Genomic DNA, 22,796 nt, shown 5'->3' with positions numbered 1-22,796 from the left:
CCTACACCTTCGTTCTACAATTTTGCTTCCATTTACGTCTAAAAAACTTCCAACTCAACCAAACTCCTGTACCCGAAACAATGATGCAACCGAGCGACAATATCCATAGAACGATAGTCCAGAGGACAGGTCTATCCATCAGCCATTTGATATGGAAATAATGTAGTGCCTGAAACATCCATTTACGTGCTTTACGATTCTGATTAAGGTATTTATAATCGCCTGTTTTTGCATTGATATAATATAGGCTTTTATCGGCATCGGACACTTCAACCTTATAGGCTGGTAAACCCAAATCTCGCTTCCAAGGTAAATAATAGTCTTCATACTCGCTTATCAGTTTCACGGTAAAAGCAGTACTGTCACCATGAATAGTACGGATAGATTTCTCTATTGCTTCAGAAGGCAAGAATAATTCTTTAGCTTCATCTGATGAGGCATCTATGGACAGTGTTTGATTACCTGCTACTATTTCATAGATGGGTATTCCCTGAAAATGAGTCCACTCTATTTGCTTCAATTCAGGATAAGTCTGGTTTAATAATTTATAGTCAAATGGATATTTATCAGGGGATATTCTCTTGCCTTTTATTTTCATGGGGATCTTATATTCCTCGTGCGTTTTTACCATCCATTGAGGTACTTTTCGCAACGACATCACCCCACTAAATGCCCAAGTGAGAAGAAATATCCCGAAGATCATACCCACTACATGATGCCACCAATACCAACGCTTTCGATAAGGACTCTCGAACTTCGCCTTTCGCTTGTATCTTCTATAATAAGCATCTACTCCCACATACATACCTGCGAGACACATTACGAGTCCGAGCGAAGCCAATACAGTAATGGTCAGTATCCACGTTTGCGTATGTTTACGTAATGCAGGCACATAAAAGGTATGCGGAATAAAGCCTATCCACGACCAAAATCGGCTATCTTTATCGGTAAATTGTTGCACCTCGCCACTGTGGGAGGAGATATACAATTGATGTTTCTCATCATCCGAAAAATAAAATTTATAGATCGGCAGCTCCTTTTCGTACTTGCTGTACATAATCCATTGCTCTAACTCTTTAAGTGTATCTACTCTCTCGATGGGAGCATTACTCCACCTCTGGGCAATCTTTTCGATTGTAGAATAGTTCAAGGGTTTCACTTTTTCAACCGTATCTGCATTGAACACATACTCATGTTCTTTAGTAGATATTGATAGTAGCGTTTGCCCTTGCAACTGGCTCAATCGTACCTTTCGAACAGATTCACCTTCTGGTAATTTATTTACAAGAGGCATAATATCGGGTAAAGAATCGGGCAAAATTTCGAGCCTCTGATTCTTTTCTTCTTGAGTTACATTAGGGAATGGATGGTACACCAAAACCAACCCTGTTATAAACCACATCAGGAACAGTAGGCTAACTACTGCTCCCAATACCCTGTGGATGGAATATATAAATTTTCGTATCATTCTTTTTTGCAATTTTTTCTCATTAATCGTCTATATTTTCGTCGCAGGTATTTATAGCTGAGTAAGACACCGCTTAACGATACCAATGTTCCCCCGATCATAGTTACCCACATAACAATATTCCAAAGAATAGGATGTTCTGCCAAAAACTTAAAGTTGAAACTATGCAACCCTTGATACATCCATTTCTGCATGCGTCCCTTAGTCGTAAACGAACGTACATCACCCGTTTGAGGGTTTACATAATAAGTCGTTTTATCGGCATTACTTACATCTACTTTATATACAGGCAATGGCAGCTTATTTTTACGATCAACGTAATAGTTATCATACTCGGTCATCACCAATAAAGTAATCGGTTCTTTATGTTGACTTGTGTATTTATCGTTTACCAACTGCTCTGTCAGAAAGAGTGGAGTTATATTATTTGCAGAAGCATCCAACACATAAGCAGTATCAGTTGTTACGACTTTATAAATCGGAATTTTGTCAAAACCGGTCCACTCAATAGCTTTCACTTGATTGGGATAGTATAATAAGATTGCCCGATAATCAAGCTGATACTCCTTTGGTTTTAGCATAGATGAGATACTGAACATTCCTCGTTTACCAGATGGTTTACTTTCCTTGATAACCCAATCGGGAATACTAGCCAATGACATCATTCCACTAAACACAAAAGTGAAAACAAATATTCCGAAGACGAAACCTAAGACATGATGCCATTTATAGGAGAACTTTCGATAAGGTGTACCCAGTTTTTTCTTCTTTCGATATTGCTTTACGAGCATATAAATACCCAAACCAAACCCTATCAAGCACATAACCGACCCTAAAGCCGAAAGCCAGATAACGGTAGTATTCCACAACTCGCCATCCTGACGCAGAGAAGTAAAATACACCCAATGAGGAATTGCTCCCAACCATGACCAAAAGCGACTGTCTTTATCGGTAAATTGAAGTGCTTCGCCCGTTCTTGATGAGATATAAAGTTGATGCTTTTTGGTATCGCCAAAGTGAAATTTATAAATTGGCATATCTTTCGCTAGCCTATTGAATGGTATCCATTGATCTACTTCGCTCAGTGTATCTACTTTTACAATATCCGCAATGCTCCATTTTCGAGCATAATTCTCTATTTGAGCATAGTTCACTTTTCGTATAAACTCGCTCGAATCGGCAACCAGATTATAGCTGCTGTCTTTGGTTGAGACTTCGAAAACAGACTGTCCGTAGCTGGTAATTTTAAGACTGATTCGTTGGATCAATGTATCAGGATAGATACGGTTAAGCACCTCCTCTATTTCGGGCATATCAGCAGAGAGTACACCTATTGCTCGATTACGGTCTTGTGGTGTTACTCTCGGGAAATTGTGATAAATCATCACAAAACCCGATAGAAACCAAACAAGAAACAGGATACTGAGGAAAGTCCCCAGCACCCTGTGAATAGAATATAGAATTCTTTTTAGCATATTACCTTAAAGTATAAGCCATTGTAAGCAAGAAATTTCGAGGCATACTTGGTACCATCTGAGAACCTAAAGACTGATTGAAATAGTCTTTATCGAATACATTATTTACATTGGCCGAAAGGCGAACGTTATTTTTCAACTTATACGAAACACCCATATCTACTAACCAATACGATGGATACTCTGATGTATTATCAGTATTGCGATATACCTTATCCATATACGAAACGGTAGTCACAAAACCTAAGTCCTTGAATGAACCTTTCTGTATAAGATAATTGGCTGCTGCAAAAAATGTATTTTGGGGAACACCCGTCAATTTCTTACCTTTCATAACTTCGGTTTCCATGTAATCATTCTTTTTCATCTCACGAATAGTAGCATTTGTATATCCATAACCTAACATTACATTAAGACCTTGTAGAGGGAAGACTGTAATATCAAGATCGAAACCTTTTGATCCGGATGAACCTACTTGTCCTACTACCGATTTAGTGATACCATCATTATCAACCTCTTCAGACTTTAATACCTTCTTTTCATTGTTTTTGATTATGTAAAATACACTACCCGTTGCCTGCACATATTTTCCCAAGTTATAGCGAACTCCCACTTCACCTTGATAACCTGTCTGAGGTTTGAATATTTCCTTGCCTTCTGATGGTTGAAATCTGTTACCATTTGAGTTTATATAGATTACATTTTCAGCATAAAAATCGCGATAAGGATTGAAGAATGAAGCCATTGAGCCATATACCGAAAGATCTTTTGTTGGCATGTAAACAACTCCCGCACGATAAGTAAAAGAGGATGTATTATTAATACTATATGCTGTTTGTTCCGATCTGTGGTATTGTCTTCCACCATCGTAAGTAGGCGCATTTGCTCTCATATATTTAAAGAAGTCGTAACGACCTGCCAACATTACTTTCCATTTATCATCAAGTTCTACTAAGTCCTGAAAATAGATACTATGCATATAACTTTTGGTGATGGTAGCTTTACTGAACGATGAGTTCATATAACCCATACTCTGAGGATTGTTTACTGCAAGGCGCGAATAAAGTCCTGGTCCATATACATCGTATTTGCTATTAAGAGGATCGGTCATTGGCGCAAGACTATAACCTGTGTAAGAGTTACGAGCCATTAGCGAGAAAGTATATCCTGCAATAAAATTGTGTTTGAGACTACCGGTATAGAAGTCGCCAGATAACTCAAGTTGATCGCTGAATGTCTTTGCCATGTGAGAGAATCTCAAAGGCGATGCTAAGTATACACTATCAAGGCAAATGTACTTCTTCACCTGCTCGCCTGCTTTATTTTTAGTCATATAGAAGTGATCGTAGATAGCCTTATCGCTTTCCAGATACTTAAGAGATTCGGTTCCGAAATAATTGATATCGTCGCTAAAGTAAGATGCATGATTTTGAAGTTTCAAATGGTCATTAAACTTCTTATCATATTTTGCAGTCACATTCCATCCATAGTTTTTGAAGAAGTCTGATTGGCTGTTGTATCGAGACTCTCTATTTAATCCGGATTGCATTTGCCCTTTACTCAAGAACAATGCTCCATCGCTGGCATTAAATACATCGTTTGTCATATTAGGTGGTAAACCAATCTCTGTTCCATACCAGTCTCTGTTGAAACCTGCACGAACATCAATATTACTTGTAGCATCTATTTTAGAGGCTAATGCAAAATAACCAGAGAAGCGTTTGTTGCCGTTATCTCTCCATCCATCTTGATTTGCATAATTTAGCAAGGCTCTATAATTAACCGATTTGTATAGCTTTCCGCCAAAGTCCATCGAAGCCTGTTTGTTGTCCCAGCTACCATAAACCATGCGTGTATTCACTACATTGTAGGGTGTTGGCGATTTTCTAACAATATTCAAAACACCACCTATAACCGATTGTCCGTATAGAACTGATGCAGGACCTTTCAATAATTCCATCGATTCAACATCCGTAAGGTCTGCCACAGGATAGGAGTTTATCATCGTGCGCTCGTCTCTTATACCATCCACCATAATAGGTGTGTAGTTAAAACCACGTACTGTAAGTGTTTGAAACGATCCGTAAGAGGTTTGCATACGTACTCCAGGAAGGAATTTTACTGCATCCTCGATATTTACGATTCCTCGTATTTCGAGGTCTTTATAAGAAACTGTATTTATTGTCATTGGCAAATATTCCAAAGGAACATTCAGCTTGCCTATTTCTGTTTTCTTTCGACTGAAATCTACTACTTCAATTTCACTGATAGAATATACTGTATCTACCATGCTCTTATTCTGAGCTGACATAACACCCGCTACCATCAATGCGATAGCAGAAAAAATTACTTTTATCATGATTTCCTTTATAAAAAGGTCTCGGACCTATTTGTTGTTTATGGGTATATTATTGTATTTAAATAAAAAGGTATATCAACCTTATTCCATCTTTTCGCCGGTTACTTCATAGATTGCTTTTTTTTCTATGATACCAATTTTACGATGTGCCGATTTAAATTTCAAATGAGAGATGTACAAATCTTGTACTTCGGGATTTTGTCCTAATCCTTCCATTTTCACCTCCACAGAATAACCTTCTTTTTCGAGGTCGTTTTTCCAGTCTTCGGCAATATCATTTTTGGCATGCTCTCCGGCAACAAACATAAGTGGCACAAGTACTACTTTTTTCAATCGCGAAGCTTTCAATTGTTGGTGCATATCATCAAAAGACGGATATCCCTCAATAGTTCCCACAAAGCAATTGGTATGTCCTCTGGCTTTCAGCATGTAATCAAGCATAGCATATTGAGCGGTATTAGAATCATAGGTTCCATGCCCAACCCAAATATAAGCAGTTTCAGAATCAATATTTTTGGTTAATACATCTATCAGTTTTTCATAATCTTCGGGACTGTACAGCAGTGGATCACCAATTCTGATTTCTTTGAATTGCGATTGGACTTCTACAACATCTTTCTGCAAAGACTCCATTTCTACTCCGTCTATTATAATAGATGGTTGTATCAGAATATGGGTATAACCCTCCTTTTTCAACTGAGCCAACACATCTTGTGGTTTTTGCTTTATGATGCCACGTTCGCCTAAACGCTTGATTACAATTCGTGCAGTATATGCCTCACGCAATTCCACACCGGGAAACTCTGCCTGAGCTTTTTTATTCAAAGCATCGATAGTCAAGGCACGGGTATCATCGTGAGTAGTACCAAAATGTACCATTAGTATAGCTGCTTTGTTGTTTCCTTGCAGATTCTCGAATATATTAGCATGTTCGTGGTTCTTACCTCCATGTGCTGATGCATTTACCATTATAATCAGCATTAGTAGTATAGGGAATAAATTCTTCATTAGTTCTTAAATTTTAAGGTTAAACTTGCAAATACGGTTCTACCGGGAGAAGTAGTTGCATATTTACTTCCAAATGGTAGCTCGTCTCTGAAATTGAATATATTTTCCACCCCTAAACCATGTTCGATAATGATTCCTTTACGACCTGAATAAGAATCTTTTACTGCCAGATTCCATAATTGGAACGGACGGGCATCCATATCCGAGTAGAATACTTCACTTTGTAACCGGCTATTCAGATTGATATTCAAACGATAATCGTTCCATTCTTTATTCCAGTTTCCATTAAGGATACCCGTATGACGGCTCGATCCGAATAAAGGTGTGTTATCGATTCTATTACGTGCATCGAGATAACTGTAATTTAAACCCACAGAAAAACCTCCTCCTATGAATGCATTCATCGAAACATCTACCCCCTGAGTGCGTGCCTTCGATACATTGTTATACATATAGCGGGTTTTGATTCCTCCGGCTTCGTCTTCGGGTGTCAAAGGTTGTACTTCCCGATCGATAATATCTTTTATATTATTGATATATCCTGTAACAGAAAATGTAAAGAGGTCGCTTACATATTCGGTATTCAAAGAGAAATAATTAGATCGTTCGGGTCTCAAATTAACATTTCCCTGACTAACCATACTCCCCGATATTTTATCGTAATACAACTCTTGCATATTAGGTGCTCTGAACCCTGCGGCATAAGATGCGCGGAAATTGAAATGATCTAAAGCATACATAGCCGAAACTTTTGGATTGAACTTGTTCTTAAATGTTTCGTGATGCAGTAAACGAAATCCTGCAACTACCGACAGGCGCTCAATTATTTTGATTTCGTCCTGAGCATAAAATGCGATTGTATATGCAGATTTAGACTCTGCCAGACTTTCGGGGTTTTTCATATACTCATTCATAAAATCAAGCCCTGTATTGAGTTTATGATTATCTCCAATACTAAATACTCCTTTCATAGTCGTATTAAAGAGACGTTGACGCTTAGTAAGATCACGGTCTCCGGCTACAAACTTTCCGGATTTCTTTAAGTAATCTTTATAATACTCGTAGTTATCGAAATAAGAATCGAATGTGATGTAATTGATATGTTTTCGGAAATGATAATCGCCTCCCAGAGCTAAGTTGTAATCTCTGTAAAACATATTGTAAGCATAGTCAGCATAGGGGCGGTCTGTCTTCTTATCAAAAAAGACTCCTTTGGTATAAATAGAGGATTTCTTGGTTGGATTATATATAAACTTCTGAGAAACGGTGTTCGATTTGTAAGCTGCCATAGCTTGTTTTCCTGTTTCTACCAAAGTATCCCGTGTGGGTTTTGTCAACGATTTAATTTCGTAGGGGCTTAATTGCCACCCTTCGGTTTGTCTGCGTTGATAGGTTGTCTGAGAAATAAATTTTCCCAATTTGAAACCGACATCAGTATTCTGGTTAAATTGTCCGTATTTCGAAACACGTGTTGCACTAACAACATCCACCGCACTTTGAGGAGTATTGGTTATAATATTGATTACACCACCCATCGCTTCTGAACCATATAAAGAGGAAGCTCCTCCTTTTACAACTTCTACACGTTTGATGTTACTCATATCGATACGTTCCAAATCGTTATCTCCGCCCACATCTCCAGCCAAGCGCTTTCCGTCGACAAGAATCAAGATTTGTTTGTTCCTGAGTCCGTTCATCACAATGTTATAGGCTCCTTTGGTAGTAATGGATGTAGACAATGCAGAGAGGGCATCTTCGAAGTTTAAAGCTCCTGTATTACTGATTTCTTTGGCAGTAATCACTTCAACGGGTACGGGTGTGTCTTTCAGCCGGTGATAAGTTCCGGTTCCGGTAACAACTACCTCATTTAGATTCAAGTAAGACTTTTTTAACCGGATAACCATCTTGTCATCCGATTGGTTTACGTTTTGCTTCTGAGTCTCAAAATCCATCCGACTCGTCCGCATCACATACTCGCCATTGGGCACATCTTTAAACATAAATTCGCCCTGATCGTTAGTTACTGCACCGATTGTAGTTTTCTCCAAACGCACCGTTGCACACAATACAGGCTGACCTTCTTCATCAAGAACTTTTCCTTTCAAGGTCATCTGAGCAAACGCAAGACTTACTATACAACACCCAAGTGCTGTTAGCAATAGCTTCTTTCTCATTATAAAATGAAAATAAATTGTTTATAATAATATTCTTGACCCCGAGAATATATAAATAACTGGTTTGTTAGGCAGGTTTCCTGACTTACTCTATTTTGAACGCCTTCCCATTCATGCTGTAGAACAGTGGCAAAAGAATTGTTCAAAATTTTAAAGAGTTCACAGTAGCGGGCACTGTTTCGGATTCTGACCGAATTCCCTTTTAAATGCGCGAGACGAGTGTCTCACAGCATCACCTTAACGACCGCAAAGATACTTTTAATATATTTTATATAAACGGTATTCAGAAAAATAAATAAAACAAATAATATCATAGATACAGCTTATGATAAGATTTTATATTTTTGTAATGTAATAATAATACGTATGGACAAGACATCTCGCTTCCTTATATCGGCTACTACTTCCGGATCAGGTAAAACAACCGTTACTCTTGGTCTTCTTAGGGCTTTGAAGAATAGAGGACTTAATACTCAACCATTTAAATGTGGCCCTGATTATATAGATACCAAGTATCACGACATGGCTTCTGGTAGTCATTCTATTAACCTCGACGTTTTTCTTGCCTCTACATATCATGTAGAATCGGTCTATTCGAAGTATGCAGCCAATAAAGATGCTTGCATAATTGAGGGTGTTATGGGTCTGTACGACGGATATAACCGCATGCAGGGAAGCAGTGCCCAGATAGCCGAATTGCTCGATATACCTATTGTGCTTGTTATCAATGCCAAGTCGATGGCTTACTCTGCTGCTGCCCTACTTTTTGGTTTCAAAAATTTCTATAAGAATATAAATGTAGTAGGTGTCATCTTCAATTTTGTAGCTTCCGAAAGTCATTACAGTTATCTGAAAGATGCTTGCGAGGATGTGGGATTAGAGGCCTTAGGATATTTACCGAAGGATACAAATGTTGAAATTCCATCACGTCACTTAGGATTAAATATCGAAAAGGAATTTATATTTGATGAGTTTGCTAACAAGGTGGCTACACTTATCGAAAAACACATAAACGTCGATCGCCTACTTGAAATTACTGCGACCCATAAAATCACTGATGTCTCAAAAGAGGAAGAGAAGGCTAAAAGCAATCTGAATATTGCTGTGGCTTATGACGAAGCGTTTAATTTTGTCTATCACGAAAATATTGAGTATCTGAAAAGGCTGGGGAAAGTTTCGTTTTTTAGCCCTATAAAAGATAAAGAGCTACCCCTAAATTCTGATCTGGTATACTTACCGGGGGGGTACCCCGAATTATACTTGTCGGAATTGAGTAATAATACGTCGATGCTCGAAAGTATCAGATCGTATATAGAAAACGATGGTAAATTGATAGCCGAATGTGGAGGAATGATGTATCTCTGTTCTTCTATCGTTGATAAAGAAGGCATTGAATATCCGATGGTAAACATCCTTAAGCAAACCGCTACCATGCAGTATATGAAATTGGAATTGGGATACCGATCTTTTAATTACAATGGACAGTGTATCAAAGGACACGAATTCCATTATTCGAAAGTAGAAGACCCCGAAAACAATACCTCTTCTGTAACCCAAATACATAATGCTAAAGGCATGGAAGTAGACACTAAACTGATAAGATATAAGAATACAATAGCGGGATATACTCATATCTATTGGTCGGAATCGGACTTGATGAAATTATTTGGGTAAGCCTATCTTTACTTCATTTACAATACATAAAAACCGCCGAAAGCAATTACTTACTTTCGGCGGTTTCTTATAATTTAGTTACATGCAGTATTACATGGGTACTCTCATTCTTAAATTAGGATTCACGTACACACTCGTACAGTCACCAATTCTTATAGTAATGGGCACACGTCCGCTTTCGCAGTTATTTATCGTTTGAGTAACATAGTAAGTAGTTCCATCTGACAACACAGTAGTTAAGGGTAAAACATCTGCTGAAACTGCCGTTGCATAGCACTTTAGGTCTTCGCCAACTACACTTACATTAGCTAAAGTATTTATTGGTAATAAACAAACCTTACTTGGCTGAACACCACCATCTACATTGTCTGTTCTCTTTATTATTGTAACCAAACCCGATACTATACAAGTGGCATTATATTTAACCTGCACCCTATAAGTACCATAGCCGAATATACGCAAATCGATAGAGTGTTCTGTACCTATTACATCGGGGAAGTTAACATCCCCCACCTTTGTCCAGATATACTCTGTGTACTCATTACCAAAGAAACCGTCTGCTGTTAGAGTATAACTTGTAGAGATATCAGTATCTATAAAGTGACAAGTCCAATCAGACGGAAAACCATTAAACTCTCCTGAATTATAAGCATCATAAGTCACATTGGTATTATTCTGACCGGCAACAGTACTTTTATCTCCAAAATGCAGGGTTAAACCTCCTGTTGCATTAATGTCTTTTATATTCACAAAGTTAACGTCGTTACGCCCACCCAACAGATTCAAAGTTCTGGGAGCACTACCTTGATCTCCATAAAAATAATTCCCAATATCCATATTATGATTATTGGTATTGAAAACACCAGCATTGAAGAAGATGTGGGAGGCTATTTTAAAGTTATCCATAAGCGAAACCGAACTGGTTTCGTATATGTAGACAATTCGTCCCGATGCAACACCATTGCTGGTTATTGTTTTAGGAATTCCGGTATTCTGATAGTTTATCTGAGCTGTATTAATCGTCATGCCAGCCTGCCATAAAGATGAGCCATATCTATTTAAATGGTTTGCTGAATTTGAACTTACAGTCGGAAGAATCGTTAATCCGGAAAAAGTTATATTACGGCAATTAGCAACTACATTTACTGTTAATGTTTTGGATGAAACAGTAAATCCTGAATTGACATCAAAAAAGACATCATCCGTAGGACCCGGTACTACCCCCGGTATACCTGTTCCTCCAGAAGTGGTTCGCCAATGATTGATATCGGACCAATTACCTCCACCGCCTACCCAATAGTAATCGGCTGCAAACCCCGAAAAGCAAGTCAGAACACAAGAAATAAAAACCAGCAAAAATTTGTTCATAATTTTCTTTTATAGTGTTATTGAAAAACACAAAATGCCGTTTATCGGACTTTGAAAATTATGTTTATAAATGTATTCGCAGTGATTGCAGATCCTGCAGCAATCTTGTAAGTGAGTATACCCGTATTGGATATTGCCAGATTGGTGAAAACCTTATTGTCGTAATAGGTCACAAAATAATCAAGTTCATTACTTTGAAGGACAGGTAAAGATCCTGCCAAAGGACTTTTCGAAGAACTGGTTGCATCGCTCATGCCAAACTGGCTTTTGTAGATATTATACATATAAACGGTAAAAAACTGAGTATCTTTATTGTAAGCAGGGTCATCGACTGAAGTAGGTAATACAATAGACGGAGCATAAAAAAACACATTATTTTGAGGTACCATGCGTATCCAACGCGTACCATCATTATAATATAAACCCTGAGGTATATTAGTTCCGTCGATATTATAAACGGTCATCCCATTCACATGTTCAGCTAATGGCGCGGAAAGGGTCAGAGATGTCAGTTTAACACGAGGAAAAAGTAATCCTTTATTGGATGTTCCATCTGCATTTTCTCTTAATTCTAATAAAGCACTCTTATCTGCAACTTCGCCCGTACCAATAGTTACCTGCGCATAAGTACATAAAGGTACCAATACCAACAGCAGCAATAATATTTTCTTCATAAATAGTTAGTAATAAATTTGAAGTATAAAATGTTTATTTCCAGTAATTTTAGTTTCTGAATATTAGAACAGTACTTGATTAAGCAGATAAAAGACAGATGAACATCTAAGTAAATCCATATTTTAAGATTCTTAATTCAAGAGAAGTAACTATAAAAAACAATTTTCATCACAATGTCTCCAATAAGTAAAAAAGACACATTAAGAAAAAAACACAAGAGTATACCATAAATTCAATTCTCCTTTTACCATACTGTCAGGTGTTGGACAAAATTAGTTGAATCATTATGCTATTAACATAATAAAGCAGATGTAGCAGTTAGTGTATTAACTATTGCTCGTGAGCTTTTACCCTCTTATTTAGATGTTACTGTTATTATTGTTGTCATTATTTGCTATAAAAGCCATTCCATGAGACAAATATATGAAGTTATTTATGATTACCCAAAATACTCCATACCGTATTAAAAAAGTAACATTTTATTTTTAATAAATTAAGAAGAAATCAGAACTAACTAATTAATAATCAAATACAAATAGTAAATATTAATACAAAAAGAATCGAATAAAAAGGAATAAATATTCATCTATATCTAATAATCTCTAATAAACTGCATAAATATTCCAGAAATAGACCTTATTGTAAAACACCAAAAAGAAAGAAGAGAGAATAGAGAAAAAACAAAAAGTTATTATCTAATCACAGAATCTATAAAACGAATTAATTTAAAGAAGATATTTACATTCTCTTCTCTAAATTAATTCATCTATATTTATTTCTTAAAATTTGAATGCAGATGCGGATTCACTGGTAAAAAACAAGATCGGGGATTTATTACTATACTACTCGAATTGATTAAAGGAGTGAATACCCCCGGAGAATTTTCAACATAAGGAGTTACAGTAAGTGTTTGCACTCCACCTGATCTATAAACATGTGTACGATATTGATTTGCACCTACCGAAACATTATAATCTTTTTCGACAGGTGAACCGTCTCCCCAATTCCATTCAAAATATCTTAAGTTATCATACCTTGAATCTGCTATCGAATAGTTAATCACAGTTGAATAGTCGGCTTCACCGTCAATACAAGGTGTTTTATTCCCGTCTATTGCCACTCTAAACCACGAAGCAGCAAAAGAGGGTAAACCAAACTGAGCAGTTCCCGTTAAAAAATCGGCAGGGAGCTGATATATCCTCAAATTATCCCCCTCTTCGGGATTATCAATTACAGTCAGAGATTTACTGCTACGAGCAGGAATATACATCCGACCATCGGGTCCTAACTGCACAGCACGTACACTTGATCCTCCAATCACATAAGTTTTTGGTAGAACTTTAGTAGGATCGGCAGCCGCAAGCAGCGCTTTGAAATCGAAAACAGCTAATCCCGTAACTGTACCAATGTACAAATAGTTCATTGATACCGAGAATTCAACACCGTAGGGATTACCCATTGAGATCATTCTAATATTGGTACACTCTCCTGTTGTATTGTTAAAGTCGCCAAATACAAGTTTACCACTGGTATTACTTCCCCAAACAAAAGTTTTTCCATCGGGAGTAATCTTCAGATAACCTCCTGCTGACAGAGAAGTTACAGCTCCGGGCACTTCTGAGATTACGGGTTGAGCAGCTGCACCGACATCAGTCATCAACCAGGCATTCAGATAAGCCGGACTACCCACACCCGGAGCAATCACCCAATAATCGCGCCTGTTGGAATGGCGGATAGATGTGATAGTCTCACTGGTAGTACCCATTGCTCCTTGAAACCTGATATTCTTGTATGCAGCCATAACTTCACCTAAGGGGTTTGTTGTCATATCTACAACAGAGTATGCTGCATTACCGGCACCCTGTTGTCCTACTGTGGCTACTATATATTTGGTTATACTGCCCGGATAAGGCAATACAATACCGGCTTGGGCTGATGATGCGTCTCCCAATAAACCACTGCCTTGAGGCATCTGCACGTTTTCTTTGTTCCATACCGTTCTACCATCCGAATAAAACAACAAATTACCGTCGGTATCTGAGAGACTAAAACATCCTTCGCTCGCCGAAATTTTAGACCCGACTAAGTTAGTAGGTAAACCCTTCAATATCACATCACCCGTACCAAACAAACCTGTAGCTAAAAGATCGCGGGTTGAATTCCAAGTTATACCGCAACTGGTACCAAAATGCCAGTTATAAATCTCTTTTTGTGCTTTTACACCTAAACAGACTATAAACAAGACACTCAACACACCTATTTTTCTCATCACTCTATTCATAGCCTCATTCCTTTACGACCAATATGATAGTAATAAATGATCCGGCATCAATTTCGGTTTTAAGAACATTATAGTTAAGTACTCCGGCAGCCGATATACTATTCACTTTAACAACCGTATTGTCATAATAGGTTACCACATAATCGAGCTTATCGGCAGTGTATAAATTGGGTATAGCAGCCAAAGCCGTGTTACTACTTACATAAGTAGAGTTACCGGTTTTGGTGAACTGTTTCTTATATTCAGCATACAAGTCGAAAGTTACATTATTGGCAACAGTGGTTATAGGCAAATTAAAAGGCGGCATATAAAAAAACTGCAAGCCGGCACCCGACCCTACCGATCGCCATATAGTGCCATCAAAATAGTAGTAACCGGCCTGTGTCACTTTCACCGTTTTGGGAGTGGTTGTACCCGCTATATCTGTTATATAAACGATAGTACCAGTTTGAGCAGCCAGATATTTACCATCTTTAGAAGCTAGCTGAGCCAATGTAAGACGGGGAGCCATAAAACCTTCGGCAGTAGTAGCATCGGTATTAAATGCCTGAACATCCAACGAAACTTTCGGATCGACAGTGTTTACTCCAACTTGGGCAAAGGCAACTACACCTGCACATAAAAATAAGCCTAGCGATAAAAATATTTTTTTCATAGTATCCTTATTTAAAATTAGGGTGAAAAATAAATAGCTGAAAAAACGTTGAAGACTAACTGCTATTGTATGCACAATCGAACAAAAGAACCAAATACTAAATCTATCCAAATAAATTCAGACAAAATCAATTAAACTCTTTATATTTTAACATAAGAGGACGCAAACAATTAATCTTATTTTAATTGTTGCCAGTTAGGCTACTTTCTTTAAGATGTCGTTGTCATTCTTTCTACAAAAGCTATTTAACACTACAAAGATATATATTATTCTTTTCATTCAAAAAAATCCACTCTTGACTCCAATAGACTACATCTATATTTTTCACTTGTGCAGCCACACAAGACTCTTTAAATATTAAAACGCACAAGAAGCAACACCTTATTATAATTAAATATGGATAGACATTTTCAAATACAACAAAAAAAACAATTTATCCATGTTATCTATATCATTGAACAATCGAAAAACAACTATGATTTGCCTTCTATTCCCTTTTGCCGTATATTTGTAATTCATTATCTTATAAATAAAACTTTAAAAGAATGGCAGAAACACCTAATTGTCCGCAGTGTGACATGGAAAATACGTATTTCGACGGAACAGTATACATCTGTCCTGATTGCAGTAACGAATGGTCTACCGATGGCAATGATGTAGAAGCAGACGACACACCACGAGATAGTAACGGAGCAGAACTTATAGACGGCGATGCTGTAACGGTAATTAAAGACCTTAAAGTAAGAGGCTCATCGATGGTTATAAAAAGAGGTACAAAAGTAAAAAGCATCAGATTGACAGAAAATCCCGAAGAGGTAGATTGCAAAATCGATGGTTCGAGTATTGTTCTCAAAACTTGTTTCCTCAAGAAAGGATAATAAAACAATCCACTCATAATTACAGAAAAAGGGCTGACCAGCAAATGCTAATCAACCCTTTTTTTGTGCCAAATTCAGACACAATATAAAAAAAGAGAAGCCTCCGTAATAAAGAAGCTCCTCTTATTTTATTTTATCTCGTTTATATAATCGTCAAAAAAAGGAAATGCTTTTAGAGAGATTTAATCTCTTTTATCATTTTCTTAGAAGGCAAATAAATCTGGAATCCAATTCCTAAAGAAAGACCATTGGTGTATGTTGTAGAACCAAATCCAACAATACCATTGTATTTTAATAATGCCTCAACACCAACTGAAGGTGTAATAAAATAAGAGATACCGGGTCCGAATCCAAATCCCATACCATTGGTGTGTGAATTATTAACTGTGTTATTTGCACCTTCGAAACCGACACTACCTTCAACAAAGAATTTTGTTTGTCCAAGTGAAGGCAACTCTTTAAGGTTAACAAAATAACGAGCCAAAGGTCCAACTCCATAGGTGTAAGTATTACCATCTTGACCGTTAATATGATTAAAACCAAACTGCCCGTAAGCACCAACAGCCAATCCATCTTCAATAAACCAAGCAGCTCTAGGTGTTATTTGAAAGCTTGTTTGGTTACTAAAGTTGATGTTTAGGTTAGCAAGATCACCCCCCATCAACACATTTCCTTTGCCTATTTGCGCGTTTGCTATGCCTGTACCTAACAGAAGTATAGCGAATAGAATTAGCTTTTTCATAATCAAAAAAATATTAAATTAGTATTACGAATCTTAATACCTTATATAACAACGTTCCTTTATCTTTGTTGACAATTCGAAAAAGAATAAACGATATTAACTTAAAAATTAGCTTTTTTATAACAAAAGGGTAGAAACAGGAGTGATTTAAAAGATAAAATCAGCTTTTATCAAGATCAGAATTCATCAATAGGAAGAAGGATTTAAGATAATATTAAATAAGATAAACAAATTTACGAACACCTTGACTGTAGCATATATGTACATAAACAATAAAATAAAGGAACTACTTATGAAGTAATATTTACTTCCTGCCAGTAATAAGAAGATAAAGAAAATGAAAAAAGCCCTCGAAATCACTTCGAAGACTCTTTATCCTTAACAGAAACTTTACAAAACTACACAAGCCAGAGTTGGCTAGACTCTGTACTATTAATTCCAATGTTTGTCATAGGTAAAAGGATAATTAGATTTAAGGAATCAATGTCAATAATGAAACTCTGTGCAATAATTACATAGGCAAAGTTATAGAAGAACGTCCTAAATAAATGCAACAGATAAAGCATTATAGAGCTGATTTTTGTCTTATATCGTGTTGCTAAATTGCCATGTTTCGATTTGCATGTTAAAGCACAAAATGTATAATATTTGTTTTGAATTTTGAAAGGGCTGAGAATCCATTTCTATATCTCCATTTTTTATAAGGAAAAAGCCTAAATCATTCTGACTTGGGCTTTTCCTGAAATTGATATGTATAAATAATAAATAGGTTTTATCTTTTCAAAAACATCCCATTTTGAGAGTCAGTTCTCTTTGCATGTTGAAAAATTCAGTTCGTTGTATTTCGCCACTTACCGAGATTAGTGTAGAGTATCTCTTTAGAGAGTCTATCCATTCTTTTTGGATGCTGCATATAGTAGGATTCTGCGAATCCATAATATTAATAGAGAATACCCTTAAGAAACTATTTTCGCAGTTGTCGCATTCGAAATGCAGGTACGACGATTCTATATCTATATTAGATACATAGAGGTTTATCTTTGTGCCGGTTTTCTGAGTACCCGTAGCTGCTACCGTTTCTAGGTTGGAAATCAGTTCCAATAACTCGTTTTGTATGAGATGAACATCATTGTTCGATAATAAATTCAGCTTGTAAAAGTAGTTTACATCGCTTATGAAAGACTTGAATACGTTTTGATCCATTATAAACGTAGTATCTGCAATGTAGCGTTGTTCGGCAACAAACCTTTTCTCGATATCCGAAACTTTTTGAGGAACTCTCATTTCTTCGTATGAACCGATAGTAGAGATTACCTCCAGCTGGTAGAGCCATCTGTATAAACGAAATTTTGCAATATGTGGAAAAGGCAGATAAAACATATAAGGAAGGCTGTTTATAGCCAGTCGGGCAGTCGAATTTTCGCATTTATGCAATTTCTGAAACATAAGAATACAGCTTTCAAGCTTGTCACAATAATGATCTAAGGGATCGGTAAGCTGTTGTATATTCAAATCTAAATCGAAAAATGCACGCTTTGTATTTTTGATATTTACAATATTATCGAGTGAAATACATAGTTTGGATGATATTTTTGAGACTTCGTCGAAAGTGAATGGGACATCGCCTCTCAGCCTTCTATAAACAGCTTCTTTACCCATAGACAGTATATTCATCAGGAGGTTTGCGATATTCTGATCATCTGCCACACTATTTTTGATAGCCGAAACGAGTTCATCGTTTAGTTGATTTTTCATAAAAACATTCTATTGCGGAGAGTATTATTTACTCAGTTGATTATTATAAGGTTTCATAAAAGTACTTATTTCTTTGTAGTGAGATTATTGCGTAATAAGCTCGTTCTACTAAAAAGATTTAAATGATGTTGCAGAGGGTATACAGATCGTAATTTTTCATTTTATTTGTTAACAAAACGGCTGTTTTCAGAGGGTAGATGGTCGATTCTGATGGTTATTTCAATATCAGAAATAGAAATTGGAGTGGTATCGGATTTATTCGAAAAAAAGAAAACAGCCTCTTTAATAATGTAAAGAGGCTGTTTTAAAAGTAAAGGTATTTTTCACACAGGAAGTTCGCTACACTTTTTATCAATAATAGAATATTTCTCCCTGCAGGGATGTAATTTATTTGATTTTATAATTCTTTGATTGATACTTCCTCTAAAGGCAAGTGAAGGAGAGTACTTCTCTTTCATAAATCTGCCATCTACCAATACGTCAATGTAGGTGAGGCAGGCATGTAATTCTTTCTTAGCGAGAATCTCTTCGTAAGTATAACCGGTGTAACACCAGATATTTAACTTTGTTTGTTCCTTCAATATTTTTAAGAGGGTAACAAGCGACTGAGGATAGAAGAACGGATCTCCTCCTGAAATGGTAATGCCATCGAGTAAGGGGTTCGAATTTATGTCTTCTATTATTTCGAGTAACCATTCCTTCGAAAGAGGCGTTCCTGTATTTGGATTCCAGCTACTTTCATTGTGGCAGCCTTTACAATGATGTTTGCAGCCCGAAAGATAGATGGAATATCGAAGTCCTTCGCCATCGGATATGGTTTCTTCGTATATCTTCAATATATGTAATGAGTCTTTAAACATGCTTTGTTCTGTCTTTTTCTTCAGCTTGTTTTGCTGAGTTCCACGAATCTAAATCTCCTGTAAGATATCCGGTTATACGGCGCATGCGTGTAATGTTTTCGCTTTTACATAAGGGACATTCTGCATAAATCATTCCCTTGTAGCCACATTTTCGGCAAGTATCTACGGGATGATTGATCGAGCCATATCCGATATTCTCTTTATGCATCAGGTGTACAATTTTGAGTATTACCGATATGTTTTTCTTTGCTTCTCCATCCAGTTCCACATATGTTATATGTCCACCTTTGGTTATTGCATGAAAGGGTGCTTCCAATCTAATTTTATCAGCTACTTTTATATGTTCTTTTACATCTATATGGAATGAGTTTACGTAATAATCACGATCTGTAACGCCATCAATTACGCCGTATTTCTTTCTATCTATCTTAGTGAATCTGCCCGATAAGCCTTCGGCAGGAGTAGCCAATACAGAGTAATTCAATTTGTATTTTGCTTTGTATTCTTCTGCAACTTTATTTATTTCCTGAATAACATCATAAAGAGTATCATAGGCTCTTTTATTAATGGCATGACCTTCGCCATATATGGCAACCATTGCATTATGACCTCCGATAAACCCAATACCCAAAGTTCCGCTTTGGATGGTATTGCCTACCTCTTCGTTCGAATCTAAGGCATCGCCTCCTTTCCATATATTATTAGCCATCATAAAAGGAAACTGTCTGGCCAAAGCTGTCCGTTGATACTGATAGCGATCATATAACTGTTCGGCAATCATTTCAGACATCAATCTTACAGAGGATAAAAGGATTTTCCTAGCCTCTTCCTGTACTCCTTGTTTGTCTTTTTCGGGAAACAAATTCTCAGCTTTCTGATGTGCTTCAATAGCCAAACGAGGTAAATTGAGCGAAGTAAAAGACAAATTACCCCGTCCTAAAGACGATTTTTCGCCATGTAAGTTTTCAAATACACGGGTGCGGCATCCCATTGTAGCGGTTTCGTACATATATCGTTTAGGATCGTCGGCTCTCCATTTTTCGTGTAAGTTGAAAGGTGCATCCAAAAACATAAAGTTAGGGAAAAGAGCTACCGAAGTAGTACGGCAAGCCTCAATTAGAAGATCAAAATTAGGAGACTCAAATTTTATCTTCCCTGAAAGAGCATCTTCAAAGTTGGAGATTGCTGTTTCATAATCAGATTCACTATATGATACGCCTTTCTTTACTTTAAAAATTTGTATGGGAAATACAGGGATTTCGCCCGTTCCCAATCCTTCGGTTGTTGCAGCCAGTAATTCTTGAATAACCATTCTGCCTTCAGGAGAGCTGTCTGTTCCGTAATTAATAGAACTGAATACTACCTGATTGCCTCCTCTGGAATGCATGGTGTTGAGGTTGTGAATAAATGCTTCCATTGCCTGATGAGTATCCTTTCGGGTTGTTTCAACAGAACGATGAATAAGAGCATTTAGATTCTTTATATTAAGTACTTCCGATTGGATATTGAGTGCTTTAAGCAGTTCTTCTTTCTCATTATTGGGTACATTGATGCTTGATACTAAGCTTTTAACGGTCTTTTTTATATCCTGCTCATTGATGCTTTGATCTTCAAGTTGATATAATAAGGTAATATTGGAAGCCAGATGTTTCTGAAAAGACTTTAATACACCCTTTGCCATGAAAAAGTCGAAAGCCGGAATAGATTGTCCTCCATGTTGTTCGTTCTGATTGGTTTGAAAAACAATGGTAGCCAACGTAGCATAGCTTTGTATGGATTGAGGGGTGCGGATACTTCCATTTTTAGTTCTGAATCCTTTCTCAAAAAGATCATCCAGATCATATTGAATACAAGTAGTCGTTTTAGTCGGGTAATAATCGAGGTCGTGAATGTGAATATCTCCGTTTTTGTGGGCAAGGGTATATTCGGGATTTACCAGATATTTCTCGGCATAATCCTTTGTGACCTCTGATGCAAAAGTCATCATCTGTCCTGCCGGAGTATGAGCCGACATATTTGCATTGCTCAGGTTTACATCGTTTTTCTCAATAGAAACAATCCCGTCCATAATATGTTTCATGTGTGTTTTCTTATGGCGTTCCACATTGCGCCATTCACGATATATGATATATTTTTTGGCAGCCTTCGGGTTTCTTCTCATCAATTCTTTTTCTACCAAGTCTTGTATTTCCTCAACTGTAATAGTCGGCTTTTTAATTTCATTGGCAACAGCAAACGAAATCTCATACATTTCGCGTTCCGAGTCGGAGATACTGCTTGCTCTGAACGATTTGGTAACGGCATTTTTTATTTTCTCTATTGAGAATACTTCTTGTTTACCATCTCTTTTTGTGATAAGAATTTCTGAAAAGTCCATAAGAATTGTTTCTATTAAGTAGGATAATAAAATAGATAAAGAATACGTTATAGCTGAGCTTTATAACCTTAAACAGCTTTCTTCTTATTCAAGAATTTGGGGTTTACACCAATATTATAAAAGGTGCTATTGGCTTCTTGCAGGCACTTGGGACAAAGGCAACTCTCGTAAGTTTCTTTTACATAATCGCATACACCTATTACTTTTGCTATTTTTGAGCAACTGCACAATTCAACTCTGTCTTCTCTGCATCTGAAAGCTGTGGTACAGCGTGGACATATTTTTTCCATAATTGTAATTTTTAGTTTGTTATTGAATCTATTTACTGAAGCTTTCTTATTGATAAAGCTTTACTTTTTTACTTTGGATTATATGGTAGTATAAAAACAGATTTATAGATAGATAAAGGAAGCCGATGCCGTAGTCATTCCCTTGAGAGAATGATGGTTCAGGCTGATACCAATAAATATTAAAAACTGAATTTTACTTCGTGTTGAATTGTCTTTAATCCACGAAAGACAAAACTTTTACTTTTATCGGCAGGTCTTCTGACTTACTCCGTCTTTAGAAACATCCTTCCCGTTTCAATATCGAAACAGTGGTTTGAGATTTGTTCCAAGACTGTTGTAGAGCTTACAGCAGCGGGTCTGTTCAGGATTTACACCTGATTCCCTTTTCATCACCTATCCCGGAAACAGAATTAGTGACACCAATAACTAATGACAAAGTTGTGAATAAAAAATGAGAAAGTTATTCAAAAAGGAAAATTAGTTATCAACAATTTTAAATAAAGTTTTCCAAAAAGAAAATATAAAACGAATTATCTATTTTTTAATTTAAACACATCATCAGGATAAATACATTGAAATACAAACAATTATTCACACCTATCAACGAGAGAGCAACTCTTTTTTATAGGTTTATGAAATATTCTTCAGTCATTGTAGCTTTTCAAATAATAGAAATGTAAATATTGTATTATTTTCGACTGGTTGCTATTTATTTGTTGATCATTCAGAAATAGATATAGAAAAAAATGATAAAAAG

Annotated in this window: 16 protein-coding genes and 2 riboswitches; of the genes, 2 read left to right on the top strand and 14 right to left on the bottom strand. The window is 36.7% G+C overall.

All coding sequences use genetic code 11. The features are described 5' to 3' along the window. Position 1 precedes the first annotated feature (1 nt). The 5 genes from CLV62_RS07315 to CLV62_RS07295 form a co-directional block, all read right to left on the bottom strand. Positions 2-1,468: a PepSY-associated TM helix domain-containing protein gene (locus tag CLV62_RS07315; protein ID WP_110310133.1), complete on the bottom strand. Its 1,467-nt coding sequence runs from the start codon at positions 1,466-1,468 to the stop codon at positions 2-4. Continuing rightward, entirely contained in the window at positions 1,465-2,943 is a 1,479-nt protein-coding gene (locus CLV62_RS07310) for a PepSY domain-containing protein (RefSeq protein WP_110310132.1), read from the bottom strand. The genes CLV62_RS07315 and CLV62_RS07310 overlap by 4 nt, the downstream gene beginning before the upstream one ends. Position 2,944: 1 nt before the next feature. Next, positions 2,945-5,302, bottom strand: a complete 2,358-nt coding sequence (locus tag CLV62_RS07305) for a TonB-dependent receptor (protein WP_110310131.1) — start codon at positions 5,300-5,302, stop codon at positions 2,945-2,947. Positions 5,303-5,383: 81 nt separating this feature from the next. Further along, the gene (locus CLV62_RS07300; RefSeq protein WP_110310130.1) at positions 5,384-6,310 is read right to left on the bottom strand and encodes a sirohydrochlorin cobaltochelatase; all 927 of its coding nucleotides are present in this window, start codon (positions 6,308-6,310) and stop codon (positions 5,384-5,386) included. Continuing rightward, positions 6,310-8,484, bottom strand: coding sequence for a TonB-dependent receptor (locus tag CLV62_RS07295; protein WP_110310129.1), 2,175 nt, complete (start codon positions 8,482-8,484; stop codon positions 6,310-6,312). Before CLV62_RS07295 ends, CLV62_RS07300 begins: the two co-directional genes overlap by 1 nt. Positions 8,485-8,537: 53 nt before the next feature. After that, positions 8,538-8,739, bottom strand: a riboswitch (cobalamin riboswitch). Positions 8,740-8,850: 111 nt separating this feature from the next. Here CLV62_RS07295 and CLV62_RS07290 point away from each other — a divergent pair. Then, complete coding sequence (locus tag CLV62_RS07290) at positions 8,851-10,158, top strand: cobyrinate a,c-diamide synthase (RefSeq protein ID WP_110310128.1); 1,308 nt, start codon at positions 8,851-8,853, stop codon at positions 10,156-10,158. Positions 10,159-10,248: 90 nt separating this feature from the next. Here the strand turns inward: CLV62_RS07290 and CLV62_RS07285 are convergent, their stop codons facing one another. The 4 genes from CLV62_RS07285 to CLV62_RS07270 form a co-directional block, all read right to left on the bottom strand. Further along, positions 10,249-11,526: a hypothetical protein gene (locus CLV62_RS07285; RefSeq protein WP_110310127.1), complete on the bottom strand. Its 1,278-nt coding sequence runs from the start codon at positions 11,524-11,526 to the stop codon at positions 10,249-10,251. Between the two features lie 41 nt (positions 11,527-11,567). After that, a complete protein-coding gene (locus tag CLV62_RS07280; RefSeq protein ID WP_110310126.1) occupies positions 11,568-12,200 on the bottom strand; it encodes a hypothetical protein in 633 nt (210 codons plus the stop codon). Positions 12,201-12,973: 773 nt separating this feature from the next. Next, complete coding sequence (locus CLV62_RS07275) at positions 12,974-14,470, bottom strand: hypothetical protein (RefSeq protein WP_110310125.1); 1,497 nt, start codon at positions 14,468-14,470, stop codon at positions 12,974-12,976. A gap of 16 nt (positions 14,471-14,486) precedes the next feature. After that, positions 14,487-15,137 carry a hypothetical protein gene (locus CLV62_RS07270; protein ID WP_110310124.1) on the bottom strand — a complete coding sequence of 217 codons (651 nt, stop codon included), beginning with the start codon at positions 15,135-15,137 and terminating at the stop codon, positions 14,487-14,489. Positions 15,138-15,682: 545 nt separating this feature from the next. On the opposite strand from CLV62_RS07270, the gene CLV62_RS07265 reads away from it, so the two are divergent. Next, complete coding sequence (locus CLV62_RS07265; protein WP_110310123.1) at positions 15,683-16,015, top strand: zinc ribbon domain-containing protein YjdM; 333 nt, start codon at positions 15,683-15,685, stop codon at positions 16,013-16,015. A gap of 172 nt (positions 16,016-16,187) precedes the next feature. On the opposite strand, the gene CLV62_RS07260 is transcribed toward CLV62_RS07265, so the two are convergent. From CLV62_RS07260 to CLV62_RS07240, 5 genes are all read right to left on the bottom strand, one after another. After that, positions 16,188-16,757: a porin family protein gene (locus tag CLV62_RS07260; protein ID WP_110310122.1), complete on the bottom strand. Its 570-nt coding sequence runs from the start codon at positions 16,755-16,757 to the stop codon at positions 16,188-16,190. A 780-nt stretch (positions 16,758-17,537) separates the two neighbouring features. Next, a complete protein-coding gene (locus CLV62_RS07255; RefSeq protein ID WP_110310121.1) occupies positions 17,538-18,512 on the bottom strand; it encodes a hypothetical protein in 975 nt (324 codons plus the stop codon). Between the two features lie 323 nt (positions 18,513-18,835). Further along, on the bottom strand, positions 18,836-19,372 hold the full coding sequence (gene nrdG / locus CLV62_RS07250) for an anaerobic ribonucleoside-triphosphate reductase activating protein (RefSeq protein ID WP_110310120.1): 537 nt from the start codon (positions 19,370-19,372) through the stop codon (positions 18,836-18,838). Next, on the bottom strand, positions 19,365-21,749 hold the full coding sequence (locus CLV62_RS07245) for an anaerobic ribonucleoside triphosphate reductase (RefSeq protein WP_110310119.1): 2,385 nt from the start codon (positions 21,747-21,749) through the stop codon (positions 19,365-19,367). Before CLV62_RS07245 ends, nrdG begins: the two co-directional genes overlap by 8 nt. A 68-nt stretch (positions 21,750-21,817) precedes the next feature. Beyond that, positions 21,818-22,039 (bottom strand): cysteine-rich CWC family protein, encoded by a 222-nt coding sequence (locus tag CLV62_RS07240; protein ID WP_110310118.1) that lies wholly within the window; start codon positions 22,037-22,039, stop codon positions 21,818-21,820. A 231-nt stretch (positions 22,040-22,270) separates the two neighbouring features. After that, a riboswitch (cobalamin riboswitch) is annotated at positions 22,271-22,478 on the bottom strand. Positions 22,479-22,796 lie beyond the last annotated feature (318 nt).

Origin of the sequence: Indolivaga alginatilytica (assembly GCF_003201355.1) — a bacterium.
Lineage (GTDB): Bacteria > Bacteroidota > Bacteroidia > Bacteroidales > Dysgonomonadaceae > Dysgonomonas_A > Dysgonomonas_A alginatilytica.
The sequence above is the reverse complement of the archived record's forward strand: the minus strand, read 5'-3'. Positions and strand labels throughout refer to the sequence as shown.

Excerpts from the sequence above, each read along its gene's own strand:
- CLV62_RS07310 (WP_110310132.1), bottom strand. The coding sequence starts at position 2,943 with ATGCTAAAAAGAATTCTATATTCTATTCACAGGGTGCTGGGGACTTTC.
- CLV62_RS07270 (WP_110310124.1), bottom strand. The coding sequence starts at position 15,137 with ATGAAAAAAATATTTTTATCGCTAGGCTTATTTTTATGTGCAGGTGTA.
- CLV62_RS07245 (WP_110310119.1), bottom strand. The coding sequence starts at position 21,749 with ATGGACTTTTCAGAAATTCTTATCACAAAAAGAGATGGTAAACAAGAA.
- CLV62_RS07255 (WP_110310121.1), bottom strand. The coding sequence starts at position 18,512 with ATGAAAAATCAACTAAACGATGAACTCGTTTCGGCTATCAAAAATAGT.
- CLV62_RS07290 (WP_110310128.1), top strand. The coding sequence starts at position 8,851 with ATGGACAAGACATCTCGCTTCCTTATATCGGCTACTACTTCCGGATCA.
- CLV62_RS07280 (WP_110310126.1), bottom strand. The coding sequence starts at position 12,200 with ATGAAGAAAATATTATTGCTGCTGTTGGTATTGGTACCTTTATGTACT.
- CLV62_RS07285 (WP_110310127.1), bottom strand. The coding sequence starts at position 11,526 with ATGAACAAATTTTTGCTGGTTTTTATTTCTTGTGTTCTGACTTGCTTT.
- CLV62_RS07275 (WP_110310125.1), bottom strand. The coding sequence starts at position 14,470 with ATGAGAAAAATAGGTGTGTTGAGTGTCTTGTTTATAGTCTGTTTAGGT.
- CLV62_RS07300 (WP_110310130.1), bottom strand. The coding sequence starts at position 6,310 with ATGAAGAATTTATTCCCTATACTACTAATGCTGATTATAATGGTAAAT.
- CLV62_RS07240 (WP_110310118.1), bottom strand. The coding sequence starts at position 22,039 with ATGGAAAAAATATGTCCACGCTGTACCACAGCTTTCAGATGCAGAGAA.
- CLV62_RS07305 (WP_110310131.1), bottom strand. The coding sequence starts at position 5,302 with ATGATAAAAGTAATTTTTTCTGCTATCGCATTGATGGTAGCGGGTGTT.
- nrdG (WP_110310120.1), bottom strand. The coding sequence starts at position 19,372 with ATGTTTAAAGACTCATTACATATATTGAAGATATACGAAGAAACCATA.
- CLV62_RS07265 (WP_110310123.1), top strand. The coding sequence starts at position 15,683 with ATGGCAGAAACACCTAATTGTCCGCAGTGTGACATGGAAAATACGTAT.
- CLV62_RS07295 (WP_110310129.1), bottom strand. The coding sequence starts at position 8,484 with ATGAGAAAGAAGCTATTGCTAACAGCACTTGGGTGTTGTATAGTAAGT.
- CLV62_RS07260 (WP_110310122.1), bottom strand. The coding sequence starts at position 16,757 with ATGAAAAAGCTAATTCTATTCGCTATACTTCTGTTAGGTACAGGCATA.
- CLV62_RS07315 (WP_110310133.1), bottom strand. The coding sequence starts at position 1,468 with ATGATACGAAAATTTATATATTCCATCCACAGGGTATTGGGAGCAGTA.